Here is a 25900-nt window from a genome sequence, read left to right as displayed (position 1 = left end):
ATTTTGCACATTCGTGAAATTGAAGCATGATAGACAATATAAAGAAACATATCGCAGAGGTTGAAGCATTTACAGCCAATGCACAGGGTGAAGTAGAAGCATTCAGAATTAAATATTTAGGGAGTAAAGGACTTCTTAAAGATTTCTTTTCTGAATTTAAAAACGTTCCCAACGAACAAAAAAAGGAGTTTGGACAAACCATAAACGCCTTAAAAAAAGCAGCGGAAGAAAAAGTAAATTTTCTAAAGAATAGCTTCGATACAAGTACTGATTTAAATTCGGTGTATGGTGATTTAACACGTCCTGGAGAACCTTTTACAGTAGGGTCTCGTCATCCTATTTCAGTAGTGAAAAATAAAATTATTGATATCTTTTCACGCATTGGATTTAATGTCTCTGAAGGGCCAGAAATTGAAGATGATTGGCATAATTTTACGGCTTTAAATCTTCCAGAATACCATCCTGCCAGAGACATGCAAGACACGTTTTTCGTAGAAAAAGATCCCGATGTTTTATTGCGTACCCACACTTCTTCTGTGCAAGTGCGTTATATGGAAAATAATAAACCGCCCATTCGTACTATTTCTCCTGGGAGAGTATATCGTAACGAAGCGATTTCGGCACGTTCGCATTGCTTTTTCCACCAAGTGGAAGGATTGTATGTGGATAAAGGAGTAAGCTTTGCAGATTTAAAACAAACGCTTCAATATTTTACGACTGAAATGTTCGGTAAATCTAAAATTAGATTACGTCCTTCGTATTTTCCTTTTACAGAGCCTAGCGCCGAAGTAGATGTATATTGGGGACTTGAAACCGAAACCGATTATAAAATGACCAAAGGAACGGGTTGGTTAGAAATTATGGGCTGCGGAATGGTAGATCCTAATGTATTGACCAATTGTGGTATTGATGCCAATGAATATTCTGGTTTTGCTTTTGGAATGGGAATCGATCGTATTGCTTTATTGCTGCATCAAATTCCAGACATTCGTATGTTAAGTGAAAATGACATTCGTTTCTTAGAGCAATTTAAAAGTTCTTATTAGGTCTCGACTGCGCTCGACCTGACAATTCTTTTCAAATATGAAAAAAGATATAGAAATTCCTATTGCTGAAAACATTCAGATTGTAGCAACGAAAGAATGGGACAAAGATTTTTTAGCCCAAACCTGGAATGTATACCTTATCAATAACAGAGAAGATTTGATTGAATCTGTTTTGGTGATGTCTCGTGGTAATTCTAAAAATAAAAAAACCACAACATTACGTCATGGCCTAGGTGATCTTCCTGGACATGCTGGTGCAAAAGTTGAATTTATTGCAGAAGAAGTTTTTGGGTTTACCAATGAATACTTGGTTACTTTTTTCGCTCAAGGAAAACTTTTTGAACGTAATTTTGAATTTCCTCCTTTTAATATTTCAGAAAAAAATACTGTATTTATTGACCTTATGGGTCAAGATTGTGTAGTAGCGGAATAAAAAAACCACTTAGCAAATGTTAAGTGGTTTTTTAAATTGTTATTTATTTACACTTATTTTCTTATCACACGTTTTATTAGGGTTCCTTCATTAGTATATACTTTCACAAAATATAGTGCACTTTCCAAGCTACTTAAGTCTACTAGGTATGATTGCTATTTTCATATTGTTTTGAAGATATGAGTCTTCCATGTACATCAATCACATCTATTTGTTCTACCAAAGCATTTGGAGAATTAACCCTTAACATTCCAGAAGTTGGGTTAGGCACCATACTAATGTTCTGTAATGCTAGGTCATTGTCTTATTAATCCAATTCATCCGTCAAAGCTTTAAAGACCTTTCTTGCATCTTTATTTTCATAGAGAATACTATACACGGCATTAATAATAGGGGTTTTAGCCTTTTTTTTGCCTTTAGCTTCATTTAATTTAAAAGCACTTTTTGTTGCGTAGTATCCTTCGGCAATCATACTCATTTCCATTTGGGCACTTTTTACGGTGTATCCTTTCCCGATCATATTTCCAAACATTCTATTTCTACTAAAAGTAGAATATCCTGTTACTAGTAAATCGCCTAAATAAGCTGAACCGTTAATGTCGCGTTTCATTTTATGCACCTTTTTTACATACCGTTTCATTTCGCGAATTGCATTACTCATTAACACACTCTGAAAATTATCACCATAGCCTAATCCATGTGCAATTCCTGCGGCTAAGGCATAAATGTTCTTAAGCATAGCGGCATATTCTGTACCAATGATATCATCGCTAGTTTTGCACTTTATATAATCGCAAGAAAGGTGATTGGCTACAACTTGTGCTTTTTCTGAATCATCACAAGCAATAGTAAGATAAGAAAGTCGCTCTAAAGCAACCTCTTCAGCATGACAAGGACCGGTAATTACACCTATATCTTTAAAAGGGACCCCGTAATTAGTAAAAAAATGATCCCCAACAATTAAACTTGTTTCAGGAACAATCCCTTTAATAGCCGAAAAAATAATTTTCCCTTCTAAAGAAACGTTTAGTTTTTTTAATTCAGTTTCAACAAAGGCAGAGGGAATCACAAAAATAAGATAGTCCGCATATTGAACCATTTCATTAATATCAATACTCAATTTAAGTTGAGAGGTATCAAATTCAACGGAAGTTAAATAATTTGGATTATGATGCTCTTTCTTTATATAATCTACAGCCGATTCGCTACGCATGTACCAGCCCACTTCTTCTAGGTTTTCACAAAGCATTTTAACGATAGCGGTTGCCCAACTACCTCCTCCGAATACTGCAACTTTTGGTTTGTTAGTCATAATCCTAAGTTCTGGTTTCAAAAATACACAATTATATCATGGCATTTATAATTGTTAAAATAAGGGATTTAAAAGTTTAACATTCAATTATGATATTAAAAACAATGCTGAAGTTAATCTTTGCGTTAAGGATGTATAATAAGTTGGTTTGTGATTCATACACAAATTAGTTTTGGTTGGTTATTTAATTTTGAATCGCTCCCTTAGCAATAAGGGAGCGGTTTTTTTGTTAATATTTCTAAAAGATCGAATATCAGGATATTAATAGTTAAATTCATCCTCAATTAAATTAATTATGGAACGAGCATTTTAAAAGCTTTATCTCCAAAGGAGATAAGTACTAGCGAACAGCCACGCCTGTGCTGAGCTTGTCGAAGTATGTCCGTTTTAATAAAATAATATAGACACATGAAAAACATTACTCTTACAATTCTATTATTTTCTTATTCTTTTATACTGGCACAAACTCCTTGTGTAGGAGGAATGGCTGGCACATATCCTTGCGAAGGCTATGATCTTTTATCTCATATCTCTTTTGCAGATTTAGATGCAACTAACGCCAATGACTCTTGGGGTTGGATAGATCCACAAGACAATAAAGAATATGCAATTGTTGGTTTAGATAACGGAACTGCATTTATTGATATTTCTGATCCTATCAACCCTGTTTATTTAGGTAAACTTCCTACCTCAACGGGTTCAACCATATTTAGGGATATTAAAACCTATAATAATTATGCCTTTATTGTTAGTGATAATAATGGACCACATGGTATGCAGATATTCGACTTAACTCGTTTACGTTCTGTTTCCAATCCTCCTGAAACATTTTCAGAAGATGCTCATTATAGTGGTTTTAATAACGCTCACAATCTTGTTATCAATGAAACTGAAGGTTTTGCCTATGCTGTGAGAACCAATACTTTTGGTGGAGGTATTCACTTTATAAACATTCAAGACCCTTTAAATCCAGTTGCTGCTGGAGGTTTTAGTGGTGTGTATACGCACGATGCTCAAGTGGTAACTTATAGTGGTCCTGATCCAGATTATGCAGGACATGAAATATTAATAAGTTGCAATGGATATGATGAAGATGTTACGATTGTAGATATTACTGACAAAGCTAACCCACAAGCCATAACAAGTTTTAGTTATACCAATAGTAATCATGCGCACCAAGGTTGGTTAACGGAGGATCATCGTTATTTTCTGCTTGGAGATGAAGCCGATGAAGCAAATACAGGGATCAATACTCGAACTATTATTTTCGATTTTGAAGATTTAGACAACCCTACACAATTATCTGAATATTTCGGACCAACTGCCGCTATAGATCACAACGGATATGTATTAGGAGATAGTTATTATTTAGCAAATTATGCTGCTGGAATGCGTGTTATAGATATTTCAGATATTGCAAATGGTAACCTTACTGAGTCTGGTTCTTTCGATGTTTATCCTCCTAATAATGTAGCTAGTTTCAATGGTGCTTTCACTGTATATCCATATTTTGAAAGTGGAAACATTATGATTTCTGCTCTAAGCTATACAGACAATAACTATCCTGGAGGTTTTTATCTAGTGAGAGATAGTAGTTTAGGTTTAAATGACAATTCATTAAACACCAGCATCTCAATCTATCCAAACCCTGTAAAAAATCTATTACAAATTGACATTAAAGACAGTGTGCAAATCACAAACATACGTGTGTATGATGCTTTAGGAAGATTAATATTACTTAAAGAAGATCAATTTTCTAGCGTCGATGTTTCAAAAATTAGCACTGGCTTATTATTTATTAAAATAGAAACAGATCAAGGTAGTGTTACTAAAAAGGTGGTAAAAGAGTAGGATGAGACCCTGAATCAAGTTCAGGATGACAAGGGTTCTATTTATAGAAATTCATCTCATCTACATACTCCCAAACATTGTGAGGTAAAAGCGGTCTAATGTTTTTTCCTTCTGAAATAGCTTTACGTATAAAAGTTGATGAAATTTCCATGATTGGAGCATTTACTTTTGTGATTTTTAGATGATCTGTGAAACGATGTTCTAAAGCGCCTTCAGAAATTCTTGGATATACATATATAGCATAATTCTCTAAAATCACTTCATAGTTTTTCCACTTATGAAACGATTTTAAATTGTCTTCACCCATAATCAATGAAAAGGCATTTGAGGGATATTTTTCTTCCAAATGAATTAAGGTATTTACGGTATAATTAGGTTGAGGCAGATCAAATTCTATATTACTAGCTTTCAATTTTGGATAGTCTTCTAGAGCAATACGAACCATATTTAAACGATGATTGTCTTCTAATAAGGTTTTCTTCTTTTTATGTGGGTTATGCGGAGTAACCACCATCCATACTTCATCTAAATCAGAAAATTCTACCATATGATTGGCAATGGTCAAATGCCCCAAATGGATTGGGTTAAACGTACCAAAATACAATCCTATGTTTTTTTTTGTACTCATTCTTCTTCAGAGCTAGACTTCTGGATATGATTATAAACTAAGACCTCTGCTTCTTTAAATGCAACTTCTAACGTATCATTTTCAATAATAAAATCGAATTGAGGCGCTGTAGCCATTTCAACAGAAGCTTTTGCAATCCGCATATTTATTTTTTCGTCGTTTTCTGTTTTTCTTTTTTTCAAACGTATTTTAAGCTCATCCACACTTGGAGGTTTCACAAAAACCGCTAAGGTTTTGTTCGGAAATTTCTTTTTAATTCGTAATCCTCCTACCACATCAATATCAAAAATTACATTTTTACCTAGTGCCCAAATACGTTCAACTTCTTCTTTTAATGTTCCGTAAAAATTATCGCGATATACTTCTTCCCATTCTAAAAAATCTTCGTTTTTTATATGTTGTTTGAACTCTTTTAAATCGATAAAATAATAATCCTCACCGTCCTTTTCATCTCCTCTTGGTTCTCTAGATGTTGCCGAAATAGAAAAAGCTAAGTTTAAATGTTCTTGAGATAATAAATGCCTGACAATGGTTGTTTTTCCACTTCCTGAAGGTGCCGAAAAAACAATTAATTTTCCTCCCTTCATTATAAAATATTTAAGGCTTGTTCTTTAATTTTTTCCAGCTCATCTTTCATCTGAACCACTAATTGTTGCATAGGCGCAAAATTAGATTTAGAACCTATAGTATTGATTTCTCTTCCTATTTCCTGACCAATAAAACCTAATTTTTTTCCATTAGAATCGTCAGACTGAAGGCTTTCATTAAAATAATCTAGGTGATTTTTTAGCCGTACTTTTTCTTCAGTGATATCGTATTTTTCTAGATAATAAATCATCTCTTGCTCAAATCGATTTTCGTCCACAGCTTCTTTTAAATCACTCACCGCTTTACGCAAACGACCTCTAGCGATATCCATTCGCTGTGCGTCAATTTCAATAATCTTTTCTAACAAATCGGCGATCAATCCAGATCGTTTCACAAAATCCTTTTCCATTGCCTTCCCTTCATCTTCTCTATAAATATTGATGGCTTTTAAGGCTTCTTCTAGTGCTTGATTGATTTCATTAAATTCAGAAGGATCTATTTCTTCCCGTTCTGTTTTTAAAGTGTCAGGCATGCGCATCGCCATTTTTAGCAATTCTGTTTCATCTGCATTTACCACCTTTCCTAATTGTTGCATGTAATTTTTAACTACAACTTCATTGAGCTTTGTATGAGTATCTTCTCCTGTAGACTCTACATATAAGCTAAAGTCAACTTTACCACGAACCAAAGATTTAGAAATTTCACCTCGCATTTCAAGCTCCTTTTCTTTATACGAAGAAGGAACTCTCGCGTTTAAATCTAAATTTTTACTGTTTAGAGATTTTAGCTCTACTGTAATTTTTTTGCTTGGTAATTGCACTACTGCTTTACCATAACCTGTCATCGATTTAATCATACATAGATTTTATAGAGGGCAAAGATAGTGAAAATAGGTGTTATGGGTTGTTGGTTAGGTGAAGCTATCGTTCAAAAATTCTAAGGTTCGTTTCTCACTATAATAGATTGAATTATTGAGATGATACCCTACATGACCTCCGTATTTAGGAGTTTCTAAAAATAGCGTTTTCGAATTTTTTGCAAGACCAGTCGGATAACAATCCGAAGATAAAAAGCTATCGTTTTTGGCATTTAAAAGATATACTGGCACCTTTATATTAGGTAAAAATTGTAAGCAACTATTATTTGCGTAATAATCGTCTGCATCTTTAAATCCGTGTGCAGGAGCTGTGTACAAATTATCAAAATCTAACAGTGATTTTATCTTTTTCAGTGTTTCCTTATTCATTTTATCTGGAAACTTTGCCATTTTGGTTTTGTACTTTTTTCGCATGTCTAGTAAAAAAGAAGTCCGATACACCCAATTTTCAGGTTTTTGTAATGCAATCAAGGATCCCTTTAAACTTAAAGGCGATGAAATAGATATTCCTTTTTTGACTTGCTTCGGAAGTATGTCACGTTCCCCTAAATATTTCAGTAATAAATTACCTCCCAAACTAAAACCTAATAAAACAATTTCGTCGTAGGTGTTTTTTTCAAGAATAAAATTAATGACTGCCTCTAAGTCGTCTGTTTTCCCAGCATTATAGGTTTGAAACGATTCATTTAGTTCGCCACTACAACCTCTATAATTTACTGCGGCAACATCCCATTGGTTTTCGATAAGCAATTTTCCCGAACTTTTAATATAAGTCCGTTGTGCATTTCCTTCTAAGCCATGCAATAATATTGCAACCTTATTTGTGGGAGTTTCAGAAAAAGACCAATCGATATCTAAAAAATCACCATCCGATAAATGGACCCGTTCTCTTTGTTGTATTAGCTTCGGAATAGGACGAAATTTAGCTGAATAAATGGTAGAAATATGCCTGTTTTTAAAAATCCAGGGAGGATTATACGTGCTCGTTAAGATAGGCATAGGACAAATATTCTAATTCATCACAAATAAACAAAATATGAGACAGACTTTCAAGGTAGTATTTATTCAGAAAGAAAATAAACCCAAAATATGCAAAAGAACTTCGTAATGAGAGGAGAAATTCCAATGAATTTGGGTTTTTTATAATTTTCGGCATAGCACAGGCTATGGTTAAAAATAAAAAAATAGCAAAGCGAACAAATTTGAAGTAATTTCCACTTGTAATAGATTTTCTATTGCATATTTTGGGTTAGTTTTGTAAAAAAATCTACGATGTATATAAAAGAATTTGAAGTGCGATGGAATGATATTGACGCCAACCGTCATCTAGCCAATAGTGCTTACATCAATTATATGAGTCATACCCGACTTAGTTTTATGCTTGAAAACGGTTTTGGACAAAAAAATATGGTAAAACACGACATTGGACCCGTAGTTTTTTATGAACACATGTTTTACTTTAAAGAAGCATTTCCAGGAAAACCTATTCGCGTATCCTTAGAATTAAAAGGAATCTCTGAAGGTGGAATGTATTTTCAGTTTTTACATAATTTTTACAATGAACAGGGAATAAATATCGCTCGATGTGAAATGATGGGAGGATGGATTAATCTAACCGAACGCAAACTTCGTGAACTCCCAGAAGATTTATTTAAGAGTTTAAACAGTCTTTCAAAAACAGATGATTTTAAAACCTTAACCAAAGAAGACACCCGTAAGTTTGGGCAAGTTCCTCAGCATCTGAAATAAAATATTTAGCGCAAATGTATTGTCATTCTCAGCTGTCCCGCTGAGCTAAGTCGAAGTGTGACTGGGAATCTATTTTGATTGCAACTAATTTATCATAGATCCTGAATCAAGTTCAGGATGACAAGGTTAATGTAGACAAAGTTATTTCTTTTGTCATTCTCAGCTGTCCCACTGAGCTAAGTCGAAGTGTGACTGGGAATCCATCACGATACTTATGCGAATACTGAATGGATCCTGAACCAAGTTCAGGATGACAAGAAAATGTTTCAGGATGACAAGGTTCGATTATTATGACAAGAAATACCTTTTGTCATTCCGAATGTTAATGAGGAATCTCTAATAATTATATAAAAAGATTCTTCGGTCATTCCTCCCTCTGAAAGACACCAATCTTGTTATTTAGGTTTCCTCGTCGTTAAAAACACCCCTAAAAATATAAGTGCTGCTGCTGCGATTCTTAAGGTAGTAAGTGTGTCTGCACCTGCAAGTATTGCAAAAAATGTAGCTAAAATAGGCTGTAAATACATAAAAACTCCAATGGTAGAAGGACTTAACTGTTTTAATGCATAAATGTTAAACAAGTAGGTTAAGAAGGTCGTTCCTACCACTACAAAAGTTAATTTCAATATAGTAATCCCTGAAAGTTGCGTCCATGAGACTTCCATAAACTCATTTATACCGATTGGTATATTAACTATAACTGCAACTAGAAAGAACCATTTCATTAAGGTAATGGAGCTGTATTTCCCTACTAAAGGTTTTACTAAAATTAAATACACCGAATACGAAGCTGCATTGATTATAAATAACATATTCCCTAAAGGAATATTAGGTGCGTTTGCCTGCGTTTTTAACCCAAATACAACCAAAAGCAAAGCTCCAACGAGCCCTAAACTAATCCCAATAAATTTTAACCAGGTGATGCGCTCTTTTAAAAATATAGCAGAAAGTATGAGTAACAGTACGGGAGCAATCGTAATTACTACCGAACTATTAATAGGTGTTGATAAGCTTAAGCCTTTAAAAAACATAAGCATATTAAGGACCATCCCAAAGAAACCACAGGCAATGATGCGTTTCCAGTCTCTCGGTTCTATTTTTTCGGAAGGATAAAAAATGCCAACCACCCAAAACAAAATAACCGCTCCACCAACACGTAAAAGTATAAAACCATAGGGCTGAATAACATCTGGCATTAGCCCTTTTGCAATCGTATGATTAACAGCATAAATAGCACTCGCCAAAGTGGCTGCTAATAAGGCTAGTGCGCGTTGATTCATTTTTAGTTTTTTAACGATATTTGTGCCATTTCGATTGTTTTTTTGCTATTTCCGATGAAAATTTCATCATTATTGATCAAAACAGGTCTTTTTAGAAAAGTATAGTGTTCTAATAAAAGTTGCTTGAAATCGGCTTCTTTTAAGTCTTTTTCTTTTAAATTACGCTCCTTATATAATCGTGCTCTTTTACTAAATAATGCTTCATAACTGCCCGACATTTGATGCATTTCACTTACATCGGTTTCAGATAAGGGTTGTGCTTTTATGTCTTGTTGGATCACATCGCCTGGAAGATTCAATTGGTTCATAATACGTTTGCACGTATCACAGGTAGAGAGGTAATAAAATTTCTTCATAAAATATAGCTAGTAAGGAGTTTATTCTTCCTCTGTTTTAGCCCCGTATTTTTTTTCTAATTCTGCTTGAAACTCTTCCATAACAGGTTTTACAGTACTATCTGGAATGTCTGCAATACGAATGTACATCAAGCCATCGACCGCATTATTAAACAAAGGATCTACATTAAAGGCAACTACTTTTGCATTCTGTTTTACATATTTTTTAATCAGAACAGGCATACGTAAACTTCCAGGTTCTACCTCATCAATTATTCTATCGAATTTATTTAAATCGGCTTCTGTTGCATCGAATACAAAATCTTTATCGGCATCCTTCAGTTTTACCTTAAACTCTTTTTTGGGTTTAATGTATTGTGCGACATAAGGATCGTAATAGTTAGATTTCATAAATTCAATCATTAATGATTTAGAAAATTCAGAAAACTTATTACTAATACTTACGCCACCAATAAGGTATTTATGTTCGGGAAATCTTAGCGTAGTATGCACAATTCCTTTCCATAATAAAAATAAAGGCATTGGTCGCATTTGATATTCTTTAATAATAAAGGCGCGACCCATTTCAATAGATTTACTCATCATAGGGAATAACTCCGGTTCAAATCGAAATAAATCTTGAAGGTAAAAACCGTCTATTCCGTATGTTGAAAATATTTGAGCCCCTAACCCCATGCGATAAGCTCCTGCTAATTTTTTAGCCTCATTATCCCATAAAAACATATGGTGGTAATAAGAATCGAACTTATCTAAATCGATTGGATTGTTTGTTCCTTCTCCTACTTCTCTAAAAGTAATTTCACGTAATCGTCCAATTTCTTGAATGATGTTTGGAATTTTTTGTGCTTCAGCTAGAAACACCTCGTAATTTTTACTTTTCAGTAATCGTTTATCTCCCTCTCTTAAAATGGCAATTTCACTTTCTATTTCTTCAATAGAAACTGGTTTCGCAATTTTTTTTGGAGGTTTTGGAAATTTTAAATTTTTAGGAATGTTCTCTAATAATCTTTTCTTTTGGAAAGCATTCCCAAGCATATATGTTTTTCTTCGTAAGAAGTTAGTATAGCCCTCAAGAGATTCGTGTTCTGCTTGGTCTTTTATATTGATCGGCCTTCCTATTCTAACCTTAATGATACGTTCCTTTTGGCTTAGTAATTCTGAAGGTAATTTAGCCGTACGTAAAGTGTCGCTCAGTTTTGCTAAGCGATAAAACAACTTCGTGTTTTTGGCATGAAAGTAAATAGGAACCACCGGTACATTTGCCTTTTTTATGAGTTTCATGGCTGCCAAATCCCAAGGTTTATCAACTACTAGTTTTTCATCTTTATAGGTTGAAACTTCTCCTGCCGGAAAAATTCCTAAAGGATGTCCCTCTTTTAAATGCATTAAAGCAGATTTAAATCCGCCTATACTAGACTTTACATCTTTCCTTCCTTCAAAAGGATTTACGGGCATTATATAAGGTTTTAATGGCTCAACGCGATGCAATAAAAAGTTCGCCATTATTTTATAATCGGTACGATGTTCTAATAAAAGGTTTAGCAATAAAATGCCATCAATTCCTCCTAAAGGATGGTTAGAAATGGTAATAAATGCACCGTTTTTTGGAATTCTTCGTAAGTCTTCTTCCGGTATTTCAAATTTAATTTCATACTCTTCAAGAAGCGCAGAAAGAAACGCTACATCTTTTAAATGTTTGTGTTTATTATAAACCCTGTTAAGGTTCGTAATTTTTAAAACCTTCATAAGTATCCAGCCTATCAAAGTGCCTATAAAACCGAACTTGTCTACTTTTATAGCTTTTGCCACTTCTTTTGCATTAACTAAACCCATGTGCTTTTTATAAATTTTTACGTGGCCTAAATATTTTTAAGGTAATCACAAATATAACGAATCGTACTATATTATTCTTTTATAACTAATTGAACTGTTCCTCTACTTTCTTGCTTCACTAAAACATTTCTATTATTTACAAGTTTTAATATTTCTTCGGGATTGGCATGACGAATTGTATAGAGTGTTACATTTTCATTCCATTTTACTCTAAATTTTTCTCTAAGCTTCGAAAGTAACTCATCTAGTCGGTTGTATTTATTATCAATACATACTGAAAAACTTATGGCTGAATTCTGAATTAATTCCACTTTCATTTTATACAAATGAAGTAATTTAAATACCTCGCCAATATGGTTCTCCATCATAAATGAAAAGTCCAAAGAAGACAGAGAAATAAGTACTTGGTTTTTTTTCAGAATAAAACAAGAAACCATGGGATCAAGCGTCACTCCTTTTCCAACACAGGTTCCTGCATCTAAAGGCGAATAAAACGATTTAACGTATAATGGAATTTCTTTTCGTTGCAATGGCTGAATCGTTTTAGGATGAATCACAGAAGCTCCATAAAACGCAAATTCAATCGCTTCTCTATACGAAATATGATGTAATAATTGAGGAGATTTAAAATGACGAGGGTCTGCATTTAACACTCCTGGAACATCTTTCCAAATGGTCACACTGTCTGCATTTAAACAGTATCCAATAATTGCAGCAGTATAATCACTCCCTTCTCTACCTAAGGTTGTGGTAAGATTATGGTCTTTTTCTGCGGAAATAAACCCTTGTGTAATGGTAATTTCTTTTGTGTTTATTTCTGAAACAATTTTCTTCTGTGTTACTTCCCAATCTACATTCGCATCGCGATAATTTGCGTCTGTTTTTATACAGTTTCGAATGTCAAGAAATCTATTTTTAACTCCTTGTTCTGAAAGATAAAAGGATATAATTGTAGTTGAAATAAGTTCGCCAGTACATACCACTTGATCATAAACAAAAGCATGTTGTTTCGATTTGTTGGTCTCTAAAAACTGATTCAAATTATTGATATAGGAAATCACTTTTGCAAATACAGGATGGGAAGGATTTGCAAATAATTCCATCATAATTACATGATGAAAATCGTAAATCGAAGCAATTGATGCTTTTACTTCCGATTGATTATTAAAGTAATTTGACACCACTGCTTCAAAGCTATTGGTCATTTTACCCATAGCAGAAACTACAATTACTAATTCAGTTTCTCCCGTTGTTTTTAAAACAGCAAGTAAGTTTTGTACTCCTGCTTTATCTTTTACAGACGCTCCTCCAAACTTAAATACTTTCATCCCTTTAAGTTTTTTATATAGCTTTTGATTCCTTGCTCGTTCATTTCTACCAAATACCAATCTTTATGCAACTTGGCTCCTGTTTTTTCATAAAAACTAATAGCGGGTTGATTCCAATCTAAAACTGCCCATTCAATTCTTTTAACTCCTTTTTGATGACCGTATTTTATAACTTCAGAATAAAGTGCTTTCCCTACATTTTTTCCACGCATCGATTCTTTAACGACTAGATCTTCTAAATGCACTGTTCTTCCTTTCCAGGTCGAAAACCTAAAATATACGAGAGCCATCCCAACAATTTTATTTTCAACTTTGGCTACAAAACAAATAAACAAAGGATCTTCTCCAAAACCTTCTTTCAATAAATCATCTACAGTAACTTCAACAGCATCGGGTTCTTTTTCAAAAACCGCGAGTTCTATAATGAGCTCTAATACCTGTGGCATGTCCTCTTTAGTAGCTTTGTAAATTTGAATTTGCATTCTTTTGTTTTTGCTCAACAAATATCGGTTCATTTTCTTAAAAAACACGATATTTGTATGAAATTCAAGTCAATAAAATATAATGTCAACTCAAAACAAAACATTAGGCGAATTTATCATCAATAATCAGCAGGAATTTAAATACTCTTCTGGGGAGCTTTCTAGACTTATAAACTCTATCCGATTAGCGGGGAAGGTTGTAAATCATGAGGTTAACAAAGCTGGGCTTGTTGATATATTAGGAAATGCTGGCGATACAAACATACAAGGTGAAGACCAACAAAAATTGGATGTTTATGCGAATGATGTCTTTATAAAAACACTTACCAATCGTGAAATTGTTTGTGGAATTGCAAGTGAAGAAGAAGATGATTTTATTGCCATCAAAGGAGGAAATGAAAAAAACGACAATAAATATGTGGTTTTAATCGATCCTTTAGACGGTTCTTCAAACATAGACGTAAATGTTTCTGTAGGAACTATTTTTTCAATTTATAGACGTATTACCCCATCTGGAACTCCAGTAACTCTAGAAGATTTTCTACAGCCGGGAAATCAACAAGTAGCTGCAGGTTATATTGTATATGGAACTTCAACAATGATCGTATATTCTACAGGTCATGGCGTTAATGGATTTACCTTGAATCCAGCTATTGGAACTTATTATCTTTCACATCCTAACATGAGGTTCCCAGAAAAAGGGAATATCTACTCTGTAAACGAAGGGAACTATGTTCACTTCCCTCAAGGGGTTAAAAACTATATTAAATACTGTCAAACAGAAGAAGAAGATCGCCCATATACTTCTAGGTATATTGGTTCTTTGGTATCCGATTTTCATAGAAATATGATTAAAGGGGGTATTTATATTTACCCAAGCACCTCTAAAGATCCTAGTGGGAAACTTCGCTTATTATACGAATGTAATCCAATGGCATTTATTGCTGAACAATCTGGTGGAAAAGCAAGTGATGGGTTTCAACGTATTTTAGATATTAAGCCTACCGAGCTACACCAAAGAGTTCCATTTATTTGCGGAAGTAAATTAATGGTTGAAAAGGCAGAAGAGTTTATGAAAAAGGAATAATAATCGTATTCCATTTTTATAAAAACTTTAATAAATTATTATTTATTAAGTAAGTAGCGGTAATCTTCAAAGTCTAATCCACCCATATAAATTTGGACGGAACGTTTGATCAATTTTGCAGCTAATTCCTCTGTATAACCAAGACCAATTGCATAGATTTCTAAAAATTGATGTTCTTCGTCATCAATTTCATGGTCTGCAAAAACTATTTTAAAAAGATCATGCATCCGCTCTAAACGTTCGTCTGCACTATTTGGGGGATTAATAGGAAATTTTGTAGGGTTCTTTAAAACCTTTTCTATTTCCTGTTCTGTTATATCAAGTTTTCTTGCAAAACGCTTTAAAAGCTTAGCTTCTGTTTCTTTTATCTCACCTTGAATCGATGCTAAAGTAACTAAAGATGCGAAATGACTTAAGTTTCTAGAATGTTCTCCGCTTTTAAATAAATCTGTAAATGACATGTCTTAATTTTTGTAGTGCAAATATAAAACTTAAGTCTCATTTTTTAATAAGAATTATCAAGGAAATATTTATCTTTTCGGGATGGAATTAAAATCAAAAAAACACCTCTTTAGTCTTTCTGAAAATATAACCTACCTTAATGGGTCTTATATGTCACCATTACTTAAATCTGTTGAACAAGTAGGAGTCGAATCAATTTCAATAAAAGGCAATCCTCAAAATTTAACTGAAAGTGATTTTTTTTCAAGGCAAGTAGTGCTAAAAAAGCGATTTGCTCAACTTATTGAGGCGGATAGTTATCAAAACATCGCTATTATTCCTTCTGCTTCCTATGGAATTTCTACGGTAGCCAATAATATTTCATTGCAAAAAGGAGATGAGGTTTTAGTTTTGAAAGAACAGTTTCCTAGTAATATCTATGCCTGGAAACGTCGAGAAACAGAAACGGGTTGTATTATTAAAACGGTTGAAGCTCCTCAAGTTGGCCCTAATAGAGCAAAAAAATGGAATGAAACACTGTTAAATGCAATACATTCAAAAACTAAAGTAGTCGCAATTCCTCAACTTCATTGGGCGGATGGCACCTATTTCGATTTAAAGGCAATTAGAGAGAAAACGAATTTAGTAAACGCTTATTTAATAATTGACGGAACACAAAGCGTTGGTGCTTTTCCCTTTTCTGTAAAAGACATCCAACCCGATGCACTAATTTGTGCTGGCTATAAATGGTTAATGGGGCCTTATTCTTCAGGTGTTGCCTATTATTCTGATCGATTTAATGATGGGCTTCCCATCGAAGAAAGTTGGATGAATCATGAAGGAAGCGAAGACTTTTCTCAATTAGTAAATTACAATTATAACTATACTCCAAAAGCAGGCAGGTATGATGTTGGACAATCGAGTAATTTTATTTTAACTCCCATGCTTTCTGAAGGAATTAAACAATTATTAGAATGGACCCCTGAATATATTCAATCGTATTGTCAATCAATTTCTGAAGATGCAATTAAAGAATTACGTGATTTAGGATGTTTTATTGAAGCCGAGTCTTTTAGAGGGCATCATTTGTTTGGGGTGTATCTCCCAGAACATTTAGCGCTTTCAGAATTAAAAAACAGACTCATAAAAAACAATATTTTTGTTTCTTATCGTGGAAATGCTGTTCGAGTCTCTCCAAATGTTTATAATACAAAAGAAGATTTAATGAAGCTAGTTGCTTGTTTCAGATAAAAAAATAAAATACTTTTGCCCCAATGGGCAAGGTAGCCGTTTCTTCGCTTTTCACACAGTCTTCAAATTCCAGAAAACTGAGGGATAATATTGTCCAATCTCAAGAAAAAATTACAATTTCTGGACTTGCCGGATCTTCTTTATCGCTTGTTATAGCTGAGATATTTAAAACCTCCGAAAAGCCATTTTTATTTATATTAAATGATAAAGAAGAAGCTGCCTATCACCTTAATGATTTAGAAAACATTTTAGGCGATAAAAATGTGTTGTTTTATCCTGGAAGTTACCGAAGACCTTATCAAATTGAGGAAACCGATAATGCCAATGTTTTACTTCGCTCTGAAGTTTTAAATCGGATTAACTCGAGAAAAAAACCTGCTTTTATTGTTACTTATCCTGAAGCGCTTTTCGAAAAAGTAGTGACTAAAAGAGAGCTTGAAAAAAATACCTTGAAAATTTCTACCGGAGACGATCTCTCTATAGATTTTGTCAATGAAGTACTTTTTGAATATCATTTTAAACGAACCGATTTTGTTACCGAACCTGGCGAATTTTCTGTTCGTGGAGGTATTTTAGATGTTTTTTCATTTAGTAATGATGCGCCTTATCGAATTGAATTTTTCGGAGATGAAGTGGAAAGTATTCGAACCTTTGATGTTGAAACTCAACTCTCCACTGAGATAACCAAAAAGATTTCTATCATTCCGAATATGGAAAACAAAATGATAGAAGAAAAACGGGAGAGTTTTTTAAAATATATTTCTTCAAAAACAGTCATTTTATTAAAAAATGAAGAGATTTTATACAGCAGTCTTGACAAACTTTTTCTAAAGGCTACTGCTGTTTTTAAGGAACTAAATTCCGAAGTACAACAAAGTGTGCCTAAAGATCTTTTTTGTGCCTCTAGTTTAATTAAAACTCAGTTGGCTTCCTTTACAAAAGTTCAAATAAAAAATGTTGTTTCAGATGTTTCTGAAATAGATTTCAATACAAAGCCGCAGCCTTCATTTAATAAACAATTCGATCTTCTCATTGAAAACTTGAATGAAAATACTGAGCAGGGCTATACTAACTATATATTTTGTAGTAGCGGTCAGCAAGAAAAACGATTTCATGATATTTTTGAAGATACAGAACAACAAGTTCATCAATTTGAAACCATTGTTTTTCCATTATACCAAGGATTTATTGATCACGATCAGAAAAATGTTTGTTATACCGACCATCAAATCTTTGAACGTTATCATAAATTTCAGCTTAAAAATGGCTATGCCAAAAAGCAAGCTATTACCTTAAAAGAGCTTACCAATCTTGAAGTAGGAGATTATGTAACTCACATTGACCACGGTATCGGAAAATTTGGTGGGCTTCAAAAAATTGACGTAGTAGGAAAAACACAAGAAGCCATTAAACTTATTTATGGTGAAAGAGATATTCTGTATTTAAGCATCCATTCCCTTCATAAAATTTCAAAATACACCGGGAAAGACGGGAAAGAACCTAAGATGTATAAATTAGGTAGTGGTGCTTGGAAAAAACTGAAACAGAAAACCAAAGCTAGGGTTAAGGAAATTGCATTTAATCTTATCGAATTATATGCAAAACGTAGAACTCAAAAAGGCTTTTCTTTCGATCCAGATACGTATCTACAGCATGAATTAGAATCGTCTTTTATTTATGAAGATACTCCCGATCAATTTACAGCAACGGAAGATGTAAAAAAAGACATGGAAAGTGATCGCCCAATGGACCGTTTAGTGTGCGGTGATGTAGGGTTTGGAAAAACAGAAGTAGCTATTAGAGCCGCATTTAAAGCCGTAGACAATGGAAAGCAAGTGGCTGTTTTAGTACCTACTACCATTTTAGCTTTTCAACATTTTAAAACGTTTACGGAACGCTTAAAAGATTTACCTGTTAATGTGGATTACCTCAACCGATTTAGAACAACAAAAGAGCGTAATCACGTATTAGAAAACTTAAAAAACGGGCGATTAGATATTGTAATTGGCACCCATCAATTAGTAAATAAAGCGGTTGTTTTTAAAGATCTAGGATTGCTTATTATCGACGAAGAACAAAAATTTGGAGTTGCTGTTAAAGACAAATTAAAAACCATTAAAGAAAACGTTGATACCTTAACGCTTACAGCTACGCCCATTCCAAGAACCCTTCAGTTTAGTTTAATGGCAGCTCGGGATTTGTCTATTATTAGTACGGCTCCTCCGAATCGATATCCAGTAGACACACAAGTAGTTCGTTTTTCAGAAGAATTAATTCGAGATGCTTTGCGCTATGAAATATCTCGTGGTGGACAAGTATTTTTTGTTCATAATAGAATAGAAAATATAAAAGAAGTAGCAGGTATGATTCAACGTTTATTGCCCGATGCTAAGATTGGAATTGGCCATGGGCAAATGGAAGGTAAAAAACTTGAAAGCCTCATGTTGGCTTTTATGAATAATGAATTTGATGTGTTAGTTTCTACCACCATCATTGAAAGTGGATTGGATGTGCCAAATGCAAATACCATGTTTATTAATAATGCAAATAATTTTGGGCTTTCAGATCTTCATCAAATGCGTGGAAGAGTTGGAAGAAGCAATAAAAAAGCATTTTGTTATTTTATTACGCCGCCTTATTCTGCAATGACCGATGATGCTAGAAAACGGATTACTGCATTAGAACAATTTAGCGGTCTAGGTAGTGGGTTAAATATCGCCATGAAGGATCTTGAAATACGTGGTGCTGGAGATTTATTAGGAGGTGAACAAAGTGGATTTATTAATGAAATTGGTTTTGAAACCTATCAAAAAATTCTTGCTGAAGCTATAGATGAATTGAAAGAAAAAGAATTTAAAGACTTATATGAGGGGACTGAACATGAGAAAATAGGATATATAAAAGAAACTGTTATTGATACTGATTTCGAGTTACTTTTCCCGGATGATTATATCAATAATATTACAGAACGTTTAACGCTTTACAACAAGCTAAGTACGATTAAGACTGAAGAGGAATTACTAAATTATGAAAAAGAACTTATTGATCGTTTTGGAGAAATGCCTCCTCAAGTAATTGATTTATTAAACAGTGTTCGTGTAAAATGGATTGCAATAAATATGGGGCTTGAGCGAGTAATAATGAAGCAAGGAAAGTTTGTAGGTTATTTTGTTTCAGATCAACAAAGTAGTTTTTATCAAAGTGATGACTTTAACAATGTTTTAAAATTTGCACAACAAAAAACACACTTTATTTCTATTAAAGAGAAAAGCACAAGAACTGGATTAAAACTTTTAATGACCATCGACAAGATTAATCATATTGATCACGTTTTAAAGGTTTTAGCTCCTTTTATCACCTAAAAAGTGTTTTCTATTGTCCCCAAACACAATTAAAATTGATATTTTCGTTATCTTACTGACTGGTACCGTAATCATATATTTTCTATAATAAAAAAGACCATAATGCCTAAAAACCTTATATTATTCCTTTTATTTATTCCTCTTGTAGTGTTTTCGCAACACAGTATAAAAGGAAATTTTACACCTGCTGAAGATTTTACCTGGGCTGTTTTATACCAAGTAACACCAACTTCAAAAGTGTATACCGCTCAAGCGAGAGTTTCAGAAGGAAAATTTGAATTCAAACTTCCTGAGAATACGCCCAAAGGGATTTATAAAATTGTATATAATGTCCCTCAGGAAATCAAAAACTTTGATGTTATATATAATGCTAAAGAAGATGTTGAACTTACGTTTGGCGAAGAAAAAGGAGCTGTATTTATTTCTTCAGAAGAAAACCTTTTACTTAAAGACTATATGAATAGCATGATGGATATAGGAGATGATATTGGTCGTTTGTATGGTGAAGCTAGTATAAATAAATCTGAAATTAAAAAGGAATTTAAAAAGCTTTCAGAAACTCAAAATAAATTTGAAAAAAATGCAACTGGGACACTGGCATTAAATTTTATTAAAGCAAGTAAACCTTATATTTCTTCAAAGTATGAAGATGCTTCAACCTATATTAAAAACGTAAAAGAGAATTATTTTAATTCGGTTAATTTTTCAGACCCAGTATTACAAGGCTCAAATTTTTTAATCGATCGCGCTATTGCTTTTGTGATGAGTTTAAGTGATGTTAGTGAAAAAGGAGCGTTGTATTATCAACCTACAATTGATACAATATTTTCAAGTTTAGGAGAAACAGACAGAGGTTTTCAGAAAATATTTTTAAAGAACATTTGGCGAAATTTTGTTGAAAATAACATGCCAGATCCCGCAAATTATATTGCTGAAAGATATTTAATTGCAATAGCAACTGAACTTCAAGACGAAGCGCTTGTCGAAAATTTAACCTTGTATAAAAACTTGTCGATAGGCAATATCGCACCTAATTTTTCTTGGGAAATTGAAGAAGAGAAAAAAATATTAACTCAATCTCTATATGAGTTAAATGTAGCTGAAAATTATATCATTGTTTTTTGGAGTAGTTCATGTTCTCATTGTTTAAAAGAAATTCCGGAACTCTATAAATCGATAGACTCTTTTCAAAACAATGAATACAAAGCAATAGCGATTGGTTTAGAGGATGAAAATTCAAGTTGGAGAAGTGAAACCTCTTACTTCCCAAATTTCATACATGTATTAGCTTTAGGAAAATGGGAAAATAAAATTGGGAGAGATTATGATATTAGTTCAACGCCAACATACTTTGTTTTAGATAAAGACAAAAAAATTATATTTAAACCTGAAAATTTTGATGAATTACAGCAATACCTAAATAAAAAATAAATAAAATAGATTGCTTTTCGTCGCAAGGAATTAGAAATAATAAAAAGCATTTTCAAAATGCTCTAGTTGTTCTACATTATTATTTTTAATTACTGAAATAATATCAAATCGAACCTCAACTTCAAGATTATTTGAGATAACATATTCATTGGCCGCTTTTACCAGTAATTTAATTTTTGAAGGTGTCACAAATTCTTGAGGATCTCCGAAATAATCGCTATTTCTAGCTTTTACTTCAACAATAATAAGTTCATTCCCTTTTTTAGCTATAATGTCTATTTCAGCTTTTTGGAAGGTGAAATTTCGTTCTAAAACTTCATATCCTTTTTCAAGCAATAGATTAGTTGCTAATTGTTCCCCTAGTTTCCCTAATTCATTGTGATAAGCCATATTTATTTTCCACGAAAGTGGGATTCTTATTTATTAAATCTTAAAGTTACTTCTTTTTCTGTTACTTCAAATTGTACCTCTCTTCCCAATATTAAAGCCTGATTGTCATTAACGTGTCCCGCCGGAAATCCAAAACAGAGAGGGAAATTATAGGTTGAAACTAGTTCCCTTATTGATTCTTCAGCCGATTTTCCAAAAGGAATTGTATTATCATTCATGTCGTTCATTCCGCCAACAATCAATCCTTTTATATTTGAAAGCATTCCACTTCGTTTTAAACTTTGCATCATTCTATCCAAATGATAGAGCATTTCGTCTAAATCTTCAATAAACAAAATCTTTCCATCAGTATCGATATGAGAAGGGCTTCCAATCAATGAATATAATATCGATAGATTCCCACCAACAAGTGTTCCGCTAACGGTTCCTTTTCTATTAAAAGAATGGTTTGAAGGGTATTTCACTTGGTAATTATTTCCGAAGAGCACTTCAAAAGGAGAGTTTCGAGTTGCTGCGGTTTTTACATCCATTTCCATGGCCATATTTGCATGTAGCGTTTCAACACCTAAATTATGAATATGACTATGAAGTACCGTAACATCACTATATCCAATAATCCATTTTGGTTTTTTTACAAATTCTGAAAAATCTAAATCATCTATAATCCGTACCGTTCCATATCCTCCTCGAGCACACCAAATCGCTTTTATCTCTGGATTATTTAAAGCATCTTGAAAATCCTTTGTTCGCAATGCATCATCTCCAGCATATTGATGGTCTTCAGTGTCTATAGTATCGCCAAGAACAGCCTTTAATCCCCAATTTTTAATTAATTGCAAAAAGGGTTGAAGTTCTTCCGTGGTAATTTTTCTCGCTGTTGAAACAATTGCAATAGCAGCTCCTTCTTTTAAATAATTTGGGCGAATCATGTTTTTATTTATCGGTTCAAAGTAATAAAAAATTAATCCTTTTCGTTAATCTTTAGTCATAGAAGTAATAAGCCGAATAATTTTAGTATCTTTTTTTTTTAAATTCCTTTGCTATATGGAAACAACGCCCTTAATTTCGTGTAACGAATCTACACTCACGCCTTATATTCCTTCTGGAGAAAATCCTTGGAACACCACTAAAATAAATCACGTGTATCGTCGACTTGGTTTTGGGGCTTCTCAAGATGCTATTGATGCCGCTTTAAGTTTATCGCCTAATGATTTTATAGACAATTTAGTTGAAGAAGCAATTAACAAACCACCTAGTACCACACCATTTTGGGGAAATTATGTAATAGCTGATTTTACCGATTTTGATGAGGAAAATCAGCAATACATCCAAGATTGGAAAATACAAACAGGTAATGACTTAATTACTGAAAATCTACGAGGCCGATTAGCTTCCTTTTGGATGAATCATTTTGTTGCTGACTTAGAAAGCCATAATTATTCTCCTTATTTATTTCAGTATTATAACATTTCACAAACCCACGCTATTGGTAATTTAAAAGATTTTGTTAGAGAAATAGGAATTTCTTCAGCAATGTTGATTTATTTAAATGGTTATGAAAACACCAATGTCGAGCCCAATGAAAATTATGCTCGAGAATTATACGAACTTTTTACCTTGGGTGAAGGAAATAACTACATGGAACAAGATATAACTGAAACTGCAAAAGCATTAACGGGCTATAACCATTGGACGGAGCTAGGAGCTCCTTTTTATTTTAATGAAGTGACTTGGGTGGATGGTGATAAAACGATCTTTGGTCAAACTGGAAACTGGAGATACGATGATGTAATCGATATTTTATTTGAGAAAAGAGCAACGGAAATAGCCACTTATATTTGCACCAAACTATATAAATACTTTGTAGGTCAAGAAATTGATGCTGTTATCATTGATAATGTAATAAATCCCTTGGCTCAAACCTTAGTAGATAATAATTTTGAATTAGCTCCAATGCTAAAGCAACTCTTTAAAAGCGAACACTTTTTTGATGAAAGAGCTTTGGGTGTAATCATAAAAAGTCCGTTCGATATTACGATGCAATTTATAAACGAATCTGGATTCTTTTATAATGATGAATTAATGGAAGCACTCCTCTATTTTTCAGGCATATACGGTCAAAAGTTGTTTAACCCCCCAAATGTTGCGGGTTGGCAAAGAGATGAAGATTGGATAAGTACCTCAACCCTTACCGGACGCTGGCAATTTACGGAGTTATATCTTAGTATTTTATTTCAAAATGGGTTAGCGGCTACCTTTGTTGATTTTGCAAAAGAGTTGACAAATGACAGTAATGATCCTGAATACATAACAGAAGTTTTGGTTAATCATTTTATGTCTAAAGAACTCTATACGGCAAGTGATTATACAATTGCTACAGATGTCTTAAAATGGGAAATACCTCAAAATTATTATGATGATGGTCTTTGGAACCTAGATTGGGAAGAAGCTCCTTATCAACTGTTTTTATTATTATCTCATTTAGCAACCATTCCTGAATTCCAACTTAAATAAAAAGCCATGATTAATAATAAATTAAATAAAAAGGATCAACAATCTAAGGAGGAAAAAAAGATTCACGATCATGAGCATACACAATGGAATAGGCGTTCGTTTATCCAGGCATTAGGTCTTGCAGGTGGCGGAAGCATGCTTTTAGGGGGTACTGCTATTTCTGCAACTTCCCCTTCCCCTTTAGCGGTAGCTTTAGCAGAAAATGAAAACGACAATATCCTTGTAATTATCCGTTTGGAAGGTGGTAACGATGGATTAAACACCATCGTTCCTATTTATGATTACGATACCTATGCCAATTTACGCCCTACTATTAAACACCAACAAAATGATTTAATCAACTTGAATGGTGATTTCGGTATTCCTAATTATATGAGTGAGTTGGAAGCTGTTTGGGGTGATGGAAGCATGAAAGTAGTTCACGGTGTAGGATATCCAGACCAAAACCTATCTCACTTTAGATCAACCGATATTTGGGCATCTACCGCAGATAACTACGAAGAACCAACAGGTTGGTGGGGACGCTATTTTGAAGATCTTTACCCAGATTATATCATCAATCCACCAGAAATTCCACCAGCAGTTCAAATTGGAAGTATCGGAAATTTAATTTTTAAAGGAAATAATAGCAACTATGCTTTTTCAGTGGTTAACCCAGAACAACTTCAGAATGTTGCTGAAAATGGCACTTTACACGATGTATTAGATATTCCAGATTGTGTGTATGGCGATAAATTGCTTTTTATGAGAACTACTGCCAATACTACTTTTACCTATTCTGGGGTTATAAACGATGCTTATTTAGCAGCCAACAATAGCGTGGAATATGGAGATGGAGAGCTAGCTGAACAATTAGCGATTGTGGCTCGTTTAATCAAAGGGGGATTAGGAAGCAAAGTATACATGGTTTCTTTAGGAAGTTTTGATACCCACGCCGAACAGCCTGAAAGACATCAAGAGTTATTATCGGATTTATCTTCTACCATCAAAAACTTTTACGATGACCTAAAGACTGTTGGAATGGATGACAAAGTATTAGCTATGACGGTTTCAGAATTTGGTCGCCGTCCTTACGAAAATGGATCTAATGGAACTGACCATGGCGCCGCTTCTCCAGTAATGCTTTTTGGACCTGCTTTAAATGGTAGTGGATTTGTTGGAAACCACCCCGATTTATCCACCTGGGATGAAGATGATAATTTAATTCCCTCCTCCGATTTTAGAGACATTTATAACACGGTATTAACCGAATGGTTTTGTTTAGACCCTTCTATAGTTAGTACTATTTTATTAAATGAAACTTATGAAACGCTAGATTTAGGACTTACTTGTGGGGCACTTTCTACTTCAGACTTTAGTAATGCGAACCGATTTGCACACACAGCTATTTATCAAAATAATCAAACTTTTATCGAAATTAACTTAGCCAATACTTCCCATGTTACTATTAAGCTTTATGATATGATGGCAAGAGAAATTGGTACCATTACCAACGAGTTTTTATTTGCTGGGAGGCATCAATTTAATGTGCGAGATAAAATACAAGGAAGACTTAGTTACGGGCAATATATTTATCGAATTTCAACTGGAGGACAATATTATAGTAAGTCTATTTTAATAAGATAAATGAAATAGATTTACTATCTAATTAAAATATACTC

The 25900-nt window shown here is 33.5% G+C and carries 24 protein-coding genes and 1 pseudogene; 10 read left to right on the top strand and 15 right to left on the bottom strand.

Features of this window, described 5'->3' with window-relative positions:
• Positions 1-26: 26 nt before the first annotated feature.
• Both pheS and ABXT64_RS05785 read left to right on the top strand, forming a co-directional pair.
• Positions 27-1046, top strand: a complete 1020-nt coding sequence (gene pheS / locus ABXT64_RS05790) for a phenylalanine--tRNA ligase subunit alpha (RefSeq protein ID WP_443634679.1) — start codon at positions 27-29, stop codon at positions 1044-1046.
• A gap of 37 nt (positions 1047-1083) precedes the next feature.
• Complete coding sequence (locus ABXT64_RS05785; protein WP_443634677.1) at positions 1084-1479, top strand: hypothetical protein; 396 nt, start codon at positions 1084-1086, stop codon at positions 1477-1479.
• A 53-nt stretch (positions 1480-1532) separates the two neighbouring features.
• On the opposite strand, the pseudogene ABXT64_RS05780 reads toward ABXT64_RS05785, so the two are convergent.
• From ABXT64_RS05780 to ABXT64_RS05770, 3 genes and pseudogenes are all read right to left on the bottom strand, one after another.
• Positions 1533-1610 (bottom strand): annotated as a pseudogene (locus tag ABXT64_RS05780) (hypothetical protein); the annotation flags it as partial.
• An 11-nt stretch (positions 1611-1621) separates the two neighbouring features.
• Positions 1622-1753, bottom strand: a complete 132-nt coding sequence (locus ABXT64_RS05775) for a hypothetical protein (protein WP_443634675.1) — start codon at positions 1751-1753, stop codon at positions 1622-1624.
• Positions 1754-1786: 33 nt separating this feature from the next.
• Entirely contained in the window at positions 1787-2791 is a 1005-nt protein-coding gene (locus ABXT64_RS05770) for an NAD(P)H-dependent glycerol-3-phosphate dehydrogenase (protein WP_443634674.1), read from the bottom strand.
• Positions 2792-3199: 408 nt separating this feature from the next.
• On the opposite strand from ABXT64_RS05770, the gene ABXT64_RS05765 reads away from it, so the two are divergent.
• Complete coding sequence (locus ABXT64_RS05765; protein WP_443634673.1) at positions 3200-4642, top strand: choice-of-anchor B family protein; 1443 nt, start codon at positions 3200-3202, stop codon at positions 4640-4642.
• A 37-nt stretch (positions 4643-4679) separates the two neighbouring features.
• On the opposite strand, the gene nadD is transcribed toward ABXT64_RS05765, so the two are convergent.
• From nadD to ABXT64_RS05745, 4 genes are read right to left on the bottom strand one after another with little or no spacing between them, the layout of a single operon-like run.
• Positions 4680-5270 (bottom strand): nicotinate (nicotinamide) nucleotide adenylyltransferase, encoded by a 591-nt coding sequence (nadD, locus tag ABXT64_RS05760; protein WP_443634671.1) that lies wholly within the window; start codon positions 5268-5270, stop codon positions 4680-4682.
• Positions 5267-5857 carry a guanylate kinase gene (gmk, locus tag ABXT64_RS05755; protein WP_443634669.1) on the bottom strand — a complete coding sequence of 197 codons (591 nt, stop codon included), beginning with the start codon at positions 5855-5857 and terminating at the stop codon, positions 5267-5269. Before gmk ends, nadD begins: the two co-directional genes overlap by 4 nt.
• Entirely contained in the window at positions 5857-6714 is an 858-nt protein-coding gene (locus ABXT64_RS05750; protein WP_443634667.1) for a YicC/YloC family endoribonuclease, read from the bottom strand. The genes gmk and ABXT64_RS05750 overlap by 1 nt, the downstream gene beginning before the upstream one ends.
• Before the next feature lie 54 nt (positions 6715-6768).
• Positions 6769-7734 (bottom strand): YheT family hydrolase, encoded by a 966-nt coding sequence (locus ABXT64_RS05745; protein ID WP_443634665.1) that lies wholly within the window; start codon positions 7732-7734, stop codon positions 6769-6771.
• 273 nt (positions 7735-8007) lie between these two features.
• On the opposite strand from ABXT64_RS05745, the gene ABXT64_RS05740 reads away from it, so the two are divergent.
• Positions 8008-8484, top strand: a complete 477-nt coding sequence (locus ABXT64_RS05740; protein WP_443634663.1) for an acyl-CoA thioesterase — start codon at positions 8008-8010, stop codon at positions 8482-8484.
• 395 nt (positions 8485-8879) lie between these two features.
• Here the strand turns inward: ABXT64_RS05740 and ABXT64_RS05735 are convergent, their stop codons facing one another.
• From ABXT64_RS05735 to ABXT64_RS05715, 5 genes are all read right to left on the bottom strand, one after another.
• Positions 8880-9764: a DMT family transporter gene (locus ABXT64_RS05735; RefSeq protein WP_443634661.1), complete on the bottom strand. Its 885-nt coding sequence runs from the start codon at positions 9762-9764 to the stop codon at positions 8880-8882.
• Between the two features lie 2 nt (positions 9765-9766).
• Positions 9767-10120 carry an arsenate reductase family protein gene (locus tag ABXT64_RS05730; RefSeq protein ID WP_443634659.1) on the bottom strand — a complete coding sequence of 118 codons (354 nt, stop codon included), beginning with the start codon at positions 10118-10120 and terminating at the stop codon, positions 9767-9769.
• A 21-nt stretch (positions 10121-10141) separates the two neighbouring features.
• Entirely contained in the window at positions 10142-11953 is a 1812-nt protein-coding gene (locus tag ABXT64_RS05725; RefSeq protein ID WP_443634658.1) for a GNAT family N-acyltransferase, read from the bottom strand.
• 71 nt (positions 11954-12024) lie between these two features.
• The gene (locus tag ABXT64_RS05720) at positions 12025-13281 is read right to left on the bottom strand and encodes an aspartate kinase (RefSeq protein ID WP_443634656.1); all 1257 of its coding nucleotides are present in this window, start codon (positions 13279-13281) and stop codon (positions 12025-12027) included.
• Entirely contained in the window at positions 13278-13763 is a 486-nt protein-coding gene (locus tag ABXT64_RS05715) for a GNAT family N-acetyltransferase (RefSeq protein WP_443634654.1), read from the bottom strand. Before ABXT64_RS05715 ends, ABXT64_RS05720 begins: the two co-directional genes overlap by 4 nt.
• A gap of 82 nt (positions 13764-13845) precedes the next feature.
• On the opposite strand from ABXT64_RS05715, the gene fbp reads away from it, so the two are divergent.
• Entirely contained in the window at positions 13846-14850 is a 1005-nt protein-coding gene (gene fbp, locus ABXT64_RS05710) for a class 1 fructose-bisphosphatase (RefSeq protein ID WP_443634652.1), read from the top strand.
• Between the two features lie 38 nt (positions 14851-14888).
• Here the strand turns inward: fbp and ABXT64_RS05705 are convergent, their stop codons facing one another.
• Positions 14889-15311, bottom strand: coding sequence for a TerB family tellurite resistance protein (locus ABXT64_RS05705; RefSeq protein WP_443634650.1), 423 nt, complete (start codon positions 15309-15311; stop codon positions 14889-14891).
• An 82-nt stretch (positions 15312-15393) separates the two neighbouring features.
• On the opposite strand from ABXT64_RS05705, the gene ABXT64_RS05700 reads away from it, so the two are divergent.
• The 3 genes from ABXT64_RS05700 to ABXT64_RS05690 all read left to right on the top strand — a co-directional run bounded on the left by ABXT64_RS05700 (position 15394) and on the right by ABXT64_RS05690 (position 21335).
• The gene (locus ABXT64_RS05700) at positions 15394-16542 is read left to right on the top strand and encodes an aminotransferase class V-fold PLP-dependent enzyme (protein WP_443634648.1); all 1149 of its coding nucleotides are present in this window, start codon (positions 15394-15396) and stop codon (positions 16540-16542) included.
• Positions 16543-16565: 23 nt separating this feature from the next.
• Positions 16566-19904 carry a transcription-repair coupling factor gene (mfd, locus tag ABXT64_RS05695; RefSeq protein WP_443634646.1) on the top strand — a complete coding sequence of 1113 codons (3339 nt, stop codon included), beginning with the start codon at positions 16566-16568 and terminating at the stop codon, positions 19902-19904.
• 102 nt (positions 19905-20006) lie between these two features.
• Positions 20007-21335, top strand: coding sequence for a TlpA family protein disulfide reductase (locus tag ABXT64_RS05690; RefSeq protein WP_443634644.1), 1329 nt, complete (start codon positions 20007-20009; stop codon positions 21333-21335).
• Between the two features lie 30 nt (positions 21336-21365).
• Here ABXT64_RS05690 and ABXT64_RS05685 read toward each other — a convergent pair whose 3' ends face one another.
• Both ABXT64_RS05685 and ABXT64_RS05680 read right to left on the bottom strand, forming a co-directional pair.
• A complete protein-coding gene (locus tag ABXT64_RS05685; RefSeq protein WP_443634643.1) occupies positions 21366-21725 on the bottom strand; it encodes a YraN family protein in 360 nt (119 codons plus the stop codon).
• Positions 21726-21751: 26 nt separating this feature from the next.
• Complete coding sequence (locus ABXT64_RS05680; protein WP_443634642.1) at positions 21752-22654, bottom strand: S66 peptidase family protein; 903 nt, start codon at positions 22652-22654, stop codon at positions 21752-21754.
• A 115-nt stretch (positions 22655-22769) separates the two neighbouring features.
• On the opposite strand from ABXT64_RS05680, the gene ABXT64_RS05675 reads away from it, so the two are divergent.
• A complete protein-coding gene (locus tag ABXT64_RS05675) occupies positions 22770-24239 on the top strand; it encodes a DUF1800 domain-containing protein (protein WP_443634641.1) in 1470 nt (489 codons plus the stop codon).
• 6 nt (positions 24240-24245) lie between these two features.
• Positions 24246-25865, top strand: coding sequence for a DUF1501 domain-containing protein (locus ABXT64_RS05670; protein WP_443634639.1), 1620 nt, complete (start codon positions 24246-24248; stop codon positions 25863-25865).
• Positions 25866-25900 lie beyond the last annotated feature (35 nt).

The organism is Candidatus Marifrigoribacter sp. Uisw_064 (genome assembly GCF_047730175.1).
GTDB lineage: Bacteria > Bacteroidota > Bacteroidia > Flavobacteriales > Flavobacteriaceae > Marifrigoribacter.
The sequence above is the reverse complement of the archived record's forward strand: the minus strand, read 5'-3'. Positions and strand labels throughout refer to the sequence as shown.

Coding starts and splice junctions, on each gene's coding strand:
- pheS (WP_443634679.1), top strand. CDS start 27: ATGATAGACAATATAAAGAAACATATCGCAGAGGTTGAAGCATTTACA.
- ABXT64_RS05785 (WP_443634677.1), top strand. CDS start 1,084: ATGAAAAAAGATATAGAAATTCCTATTGCTGAAAACATTCAGATTGTA.
- ABXT64_RS05775 (WP_443634675.1), bottom strand. CDS start 1,753: ATGGTGCCTAACCCAACTTCTGGAATGTTAAGGGTTAATTCTCCAAAT.
- ABXT64_RS05770 (WP_443634674.1), bottom strand. CDS start 2,791: ATGACTAACAAACCAAAAGTTGCAGTATTCGGAGGAGGTAGTTGGGCA.
- ABXT64_RS05765 (WP_443634673.1), top strand. CDS start 3,200: ATGAAAAACATTACTCTTACAATTCTATTATTTTCTTATTCTTTTATA.
- nadD (WP_443634671.1), bottom strand. CDS start 5,270: ATGAGTACAAAAAAAAACATAGGATTGTATTTTGGTACGTTTAACCCA.
- gmk (WP_443634669.1), bottom strand. CDS start 5,857: ATGAAGGGAGGAAAATTAATTGTTTTTTCGGCACCTTCAGGAAGTGGA.
- ABXT64_RS05750 (WP_443634667.1), bottom strand. CDS start 6,714: ATGATTAAATCGATGACAGGTTATGGTAAAGCAGTAGTGCAATTACCA.
- ABXT64_RS05745 (WP_443634665.1), bottom strand. CDS start 7,734: ATGCCTATCTTAACGAGCACGTATAATCCTCCCTGGATTTTTAAAAAC.
- ABXT64_RS05740 (WP_443634663.1), top strand. CDS start 8,008: ATGTATATAAAAGAATTTGAAGTGCGATGGAATGATATTGACGCCAAC.
- ABXT64_RS05735 (WP_443634661.1), bottom strand. CDS start 9,764: ATGAATCAACGCGCACTAGCCTTATTAGCAGCCACTTTGGCGAGTGCT.
- ABXT64_RS05730 (WP_443634659.1), bottom strand. CDS start 10,120: ATGAAGAAATTTTATTACCTCTCTACCTGTGATACGTGCAAACGTATT.
- ABXT64_RS05725 (WP_443634658.1), bottom strand. CDS start 11,953: ATGGGTTTAGTTAATGCAAAAGAAGTGGCAAAAGCTATAAAAGTAGAC.
- ABXT64_RS05720 (WP_443634656.1), bottom strand. CDS start 13,281: ATGAAAGTATTTAAGTTTGGAGGAGCGTCTGTAAAAGATAAAGCAGGA.
- ABXT64_RS05715 (WP_443634654.1), bottom strand. CDS start 13,763: ATGCAAATTCAAATTTACAAAGCTACTAAAGAGGACATGCCACAGGTA.
- fbp (WP_443634652.1), top strand. CDS start 13,846: ATGTCAACTCAAAACAAAACATTAGGCGAATTTATCATCAATAATCAG.
- ABXT64_RS05705 (WP_443634650.1), bottom strand. CDS start 15,311: ATGTCATTTACAGATTTATTTAAAAGCGGAGAACATTCTAGAAACTTA.
- ABXT64_RS05700 (WP_443634648.1), top strand. CDS start 15,394: ATGGAATTAAAATCAAAAAAACACCTCTTTAGTCTTTCTGAAAATATA.
- mfd (WP_443634646.1), top strand. CDS start 16,566: ATGGGCAAGGTAGCCGTTTCTTCGCTTTTCACACAGTCTTCAAATTCC.
- ABXT64_RS05690 (WP_443634644.1), top strand. CDS start 20,007: ATGCCTAAAAACCTTATATTATTCCTTTTATTTATTCCTCTTGTAGTG.
- ABXT64_RS05685 (WP_443634643.1), bottom strand. CDS start 21,725: ATGGCTTATCACAATGAATTAGGGAAACTAGGGGAACAATTAGCAACT.
- ABXT64_RS05680 (WP_443634642.1), bottom strand. CDS start 22,654: ATGATTCGCCCAAATTATTTAAAAGAAGGAGCTGCTATTGCAATTGTT.
- ABXT64_RS05675 (WP_443634641.1), top strand. CDS start 22,770: ATGGAAACAACGCCCTTAATTTCGTGTAACGAATCTACACTCACGCCT.
- ABXT64_RS05670 (WP_443634639.1), top strand. CDS start 24,246: ATGATTAATAATAAATTAAATAAAAAGGATCAACAATCTAAGGAGGAA.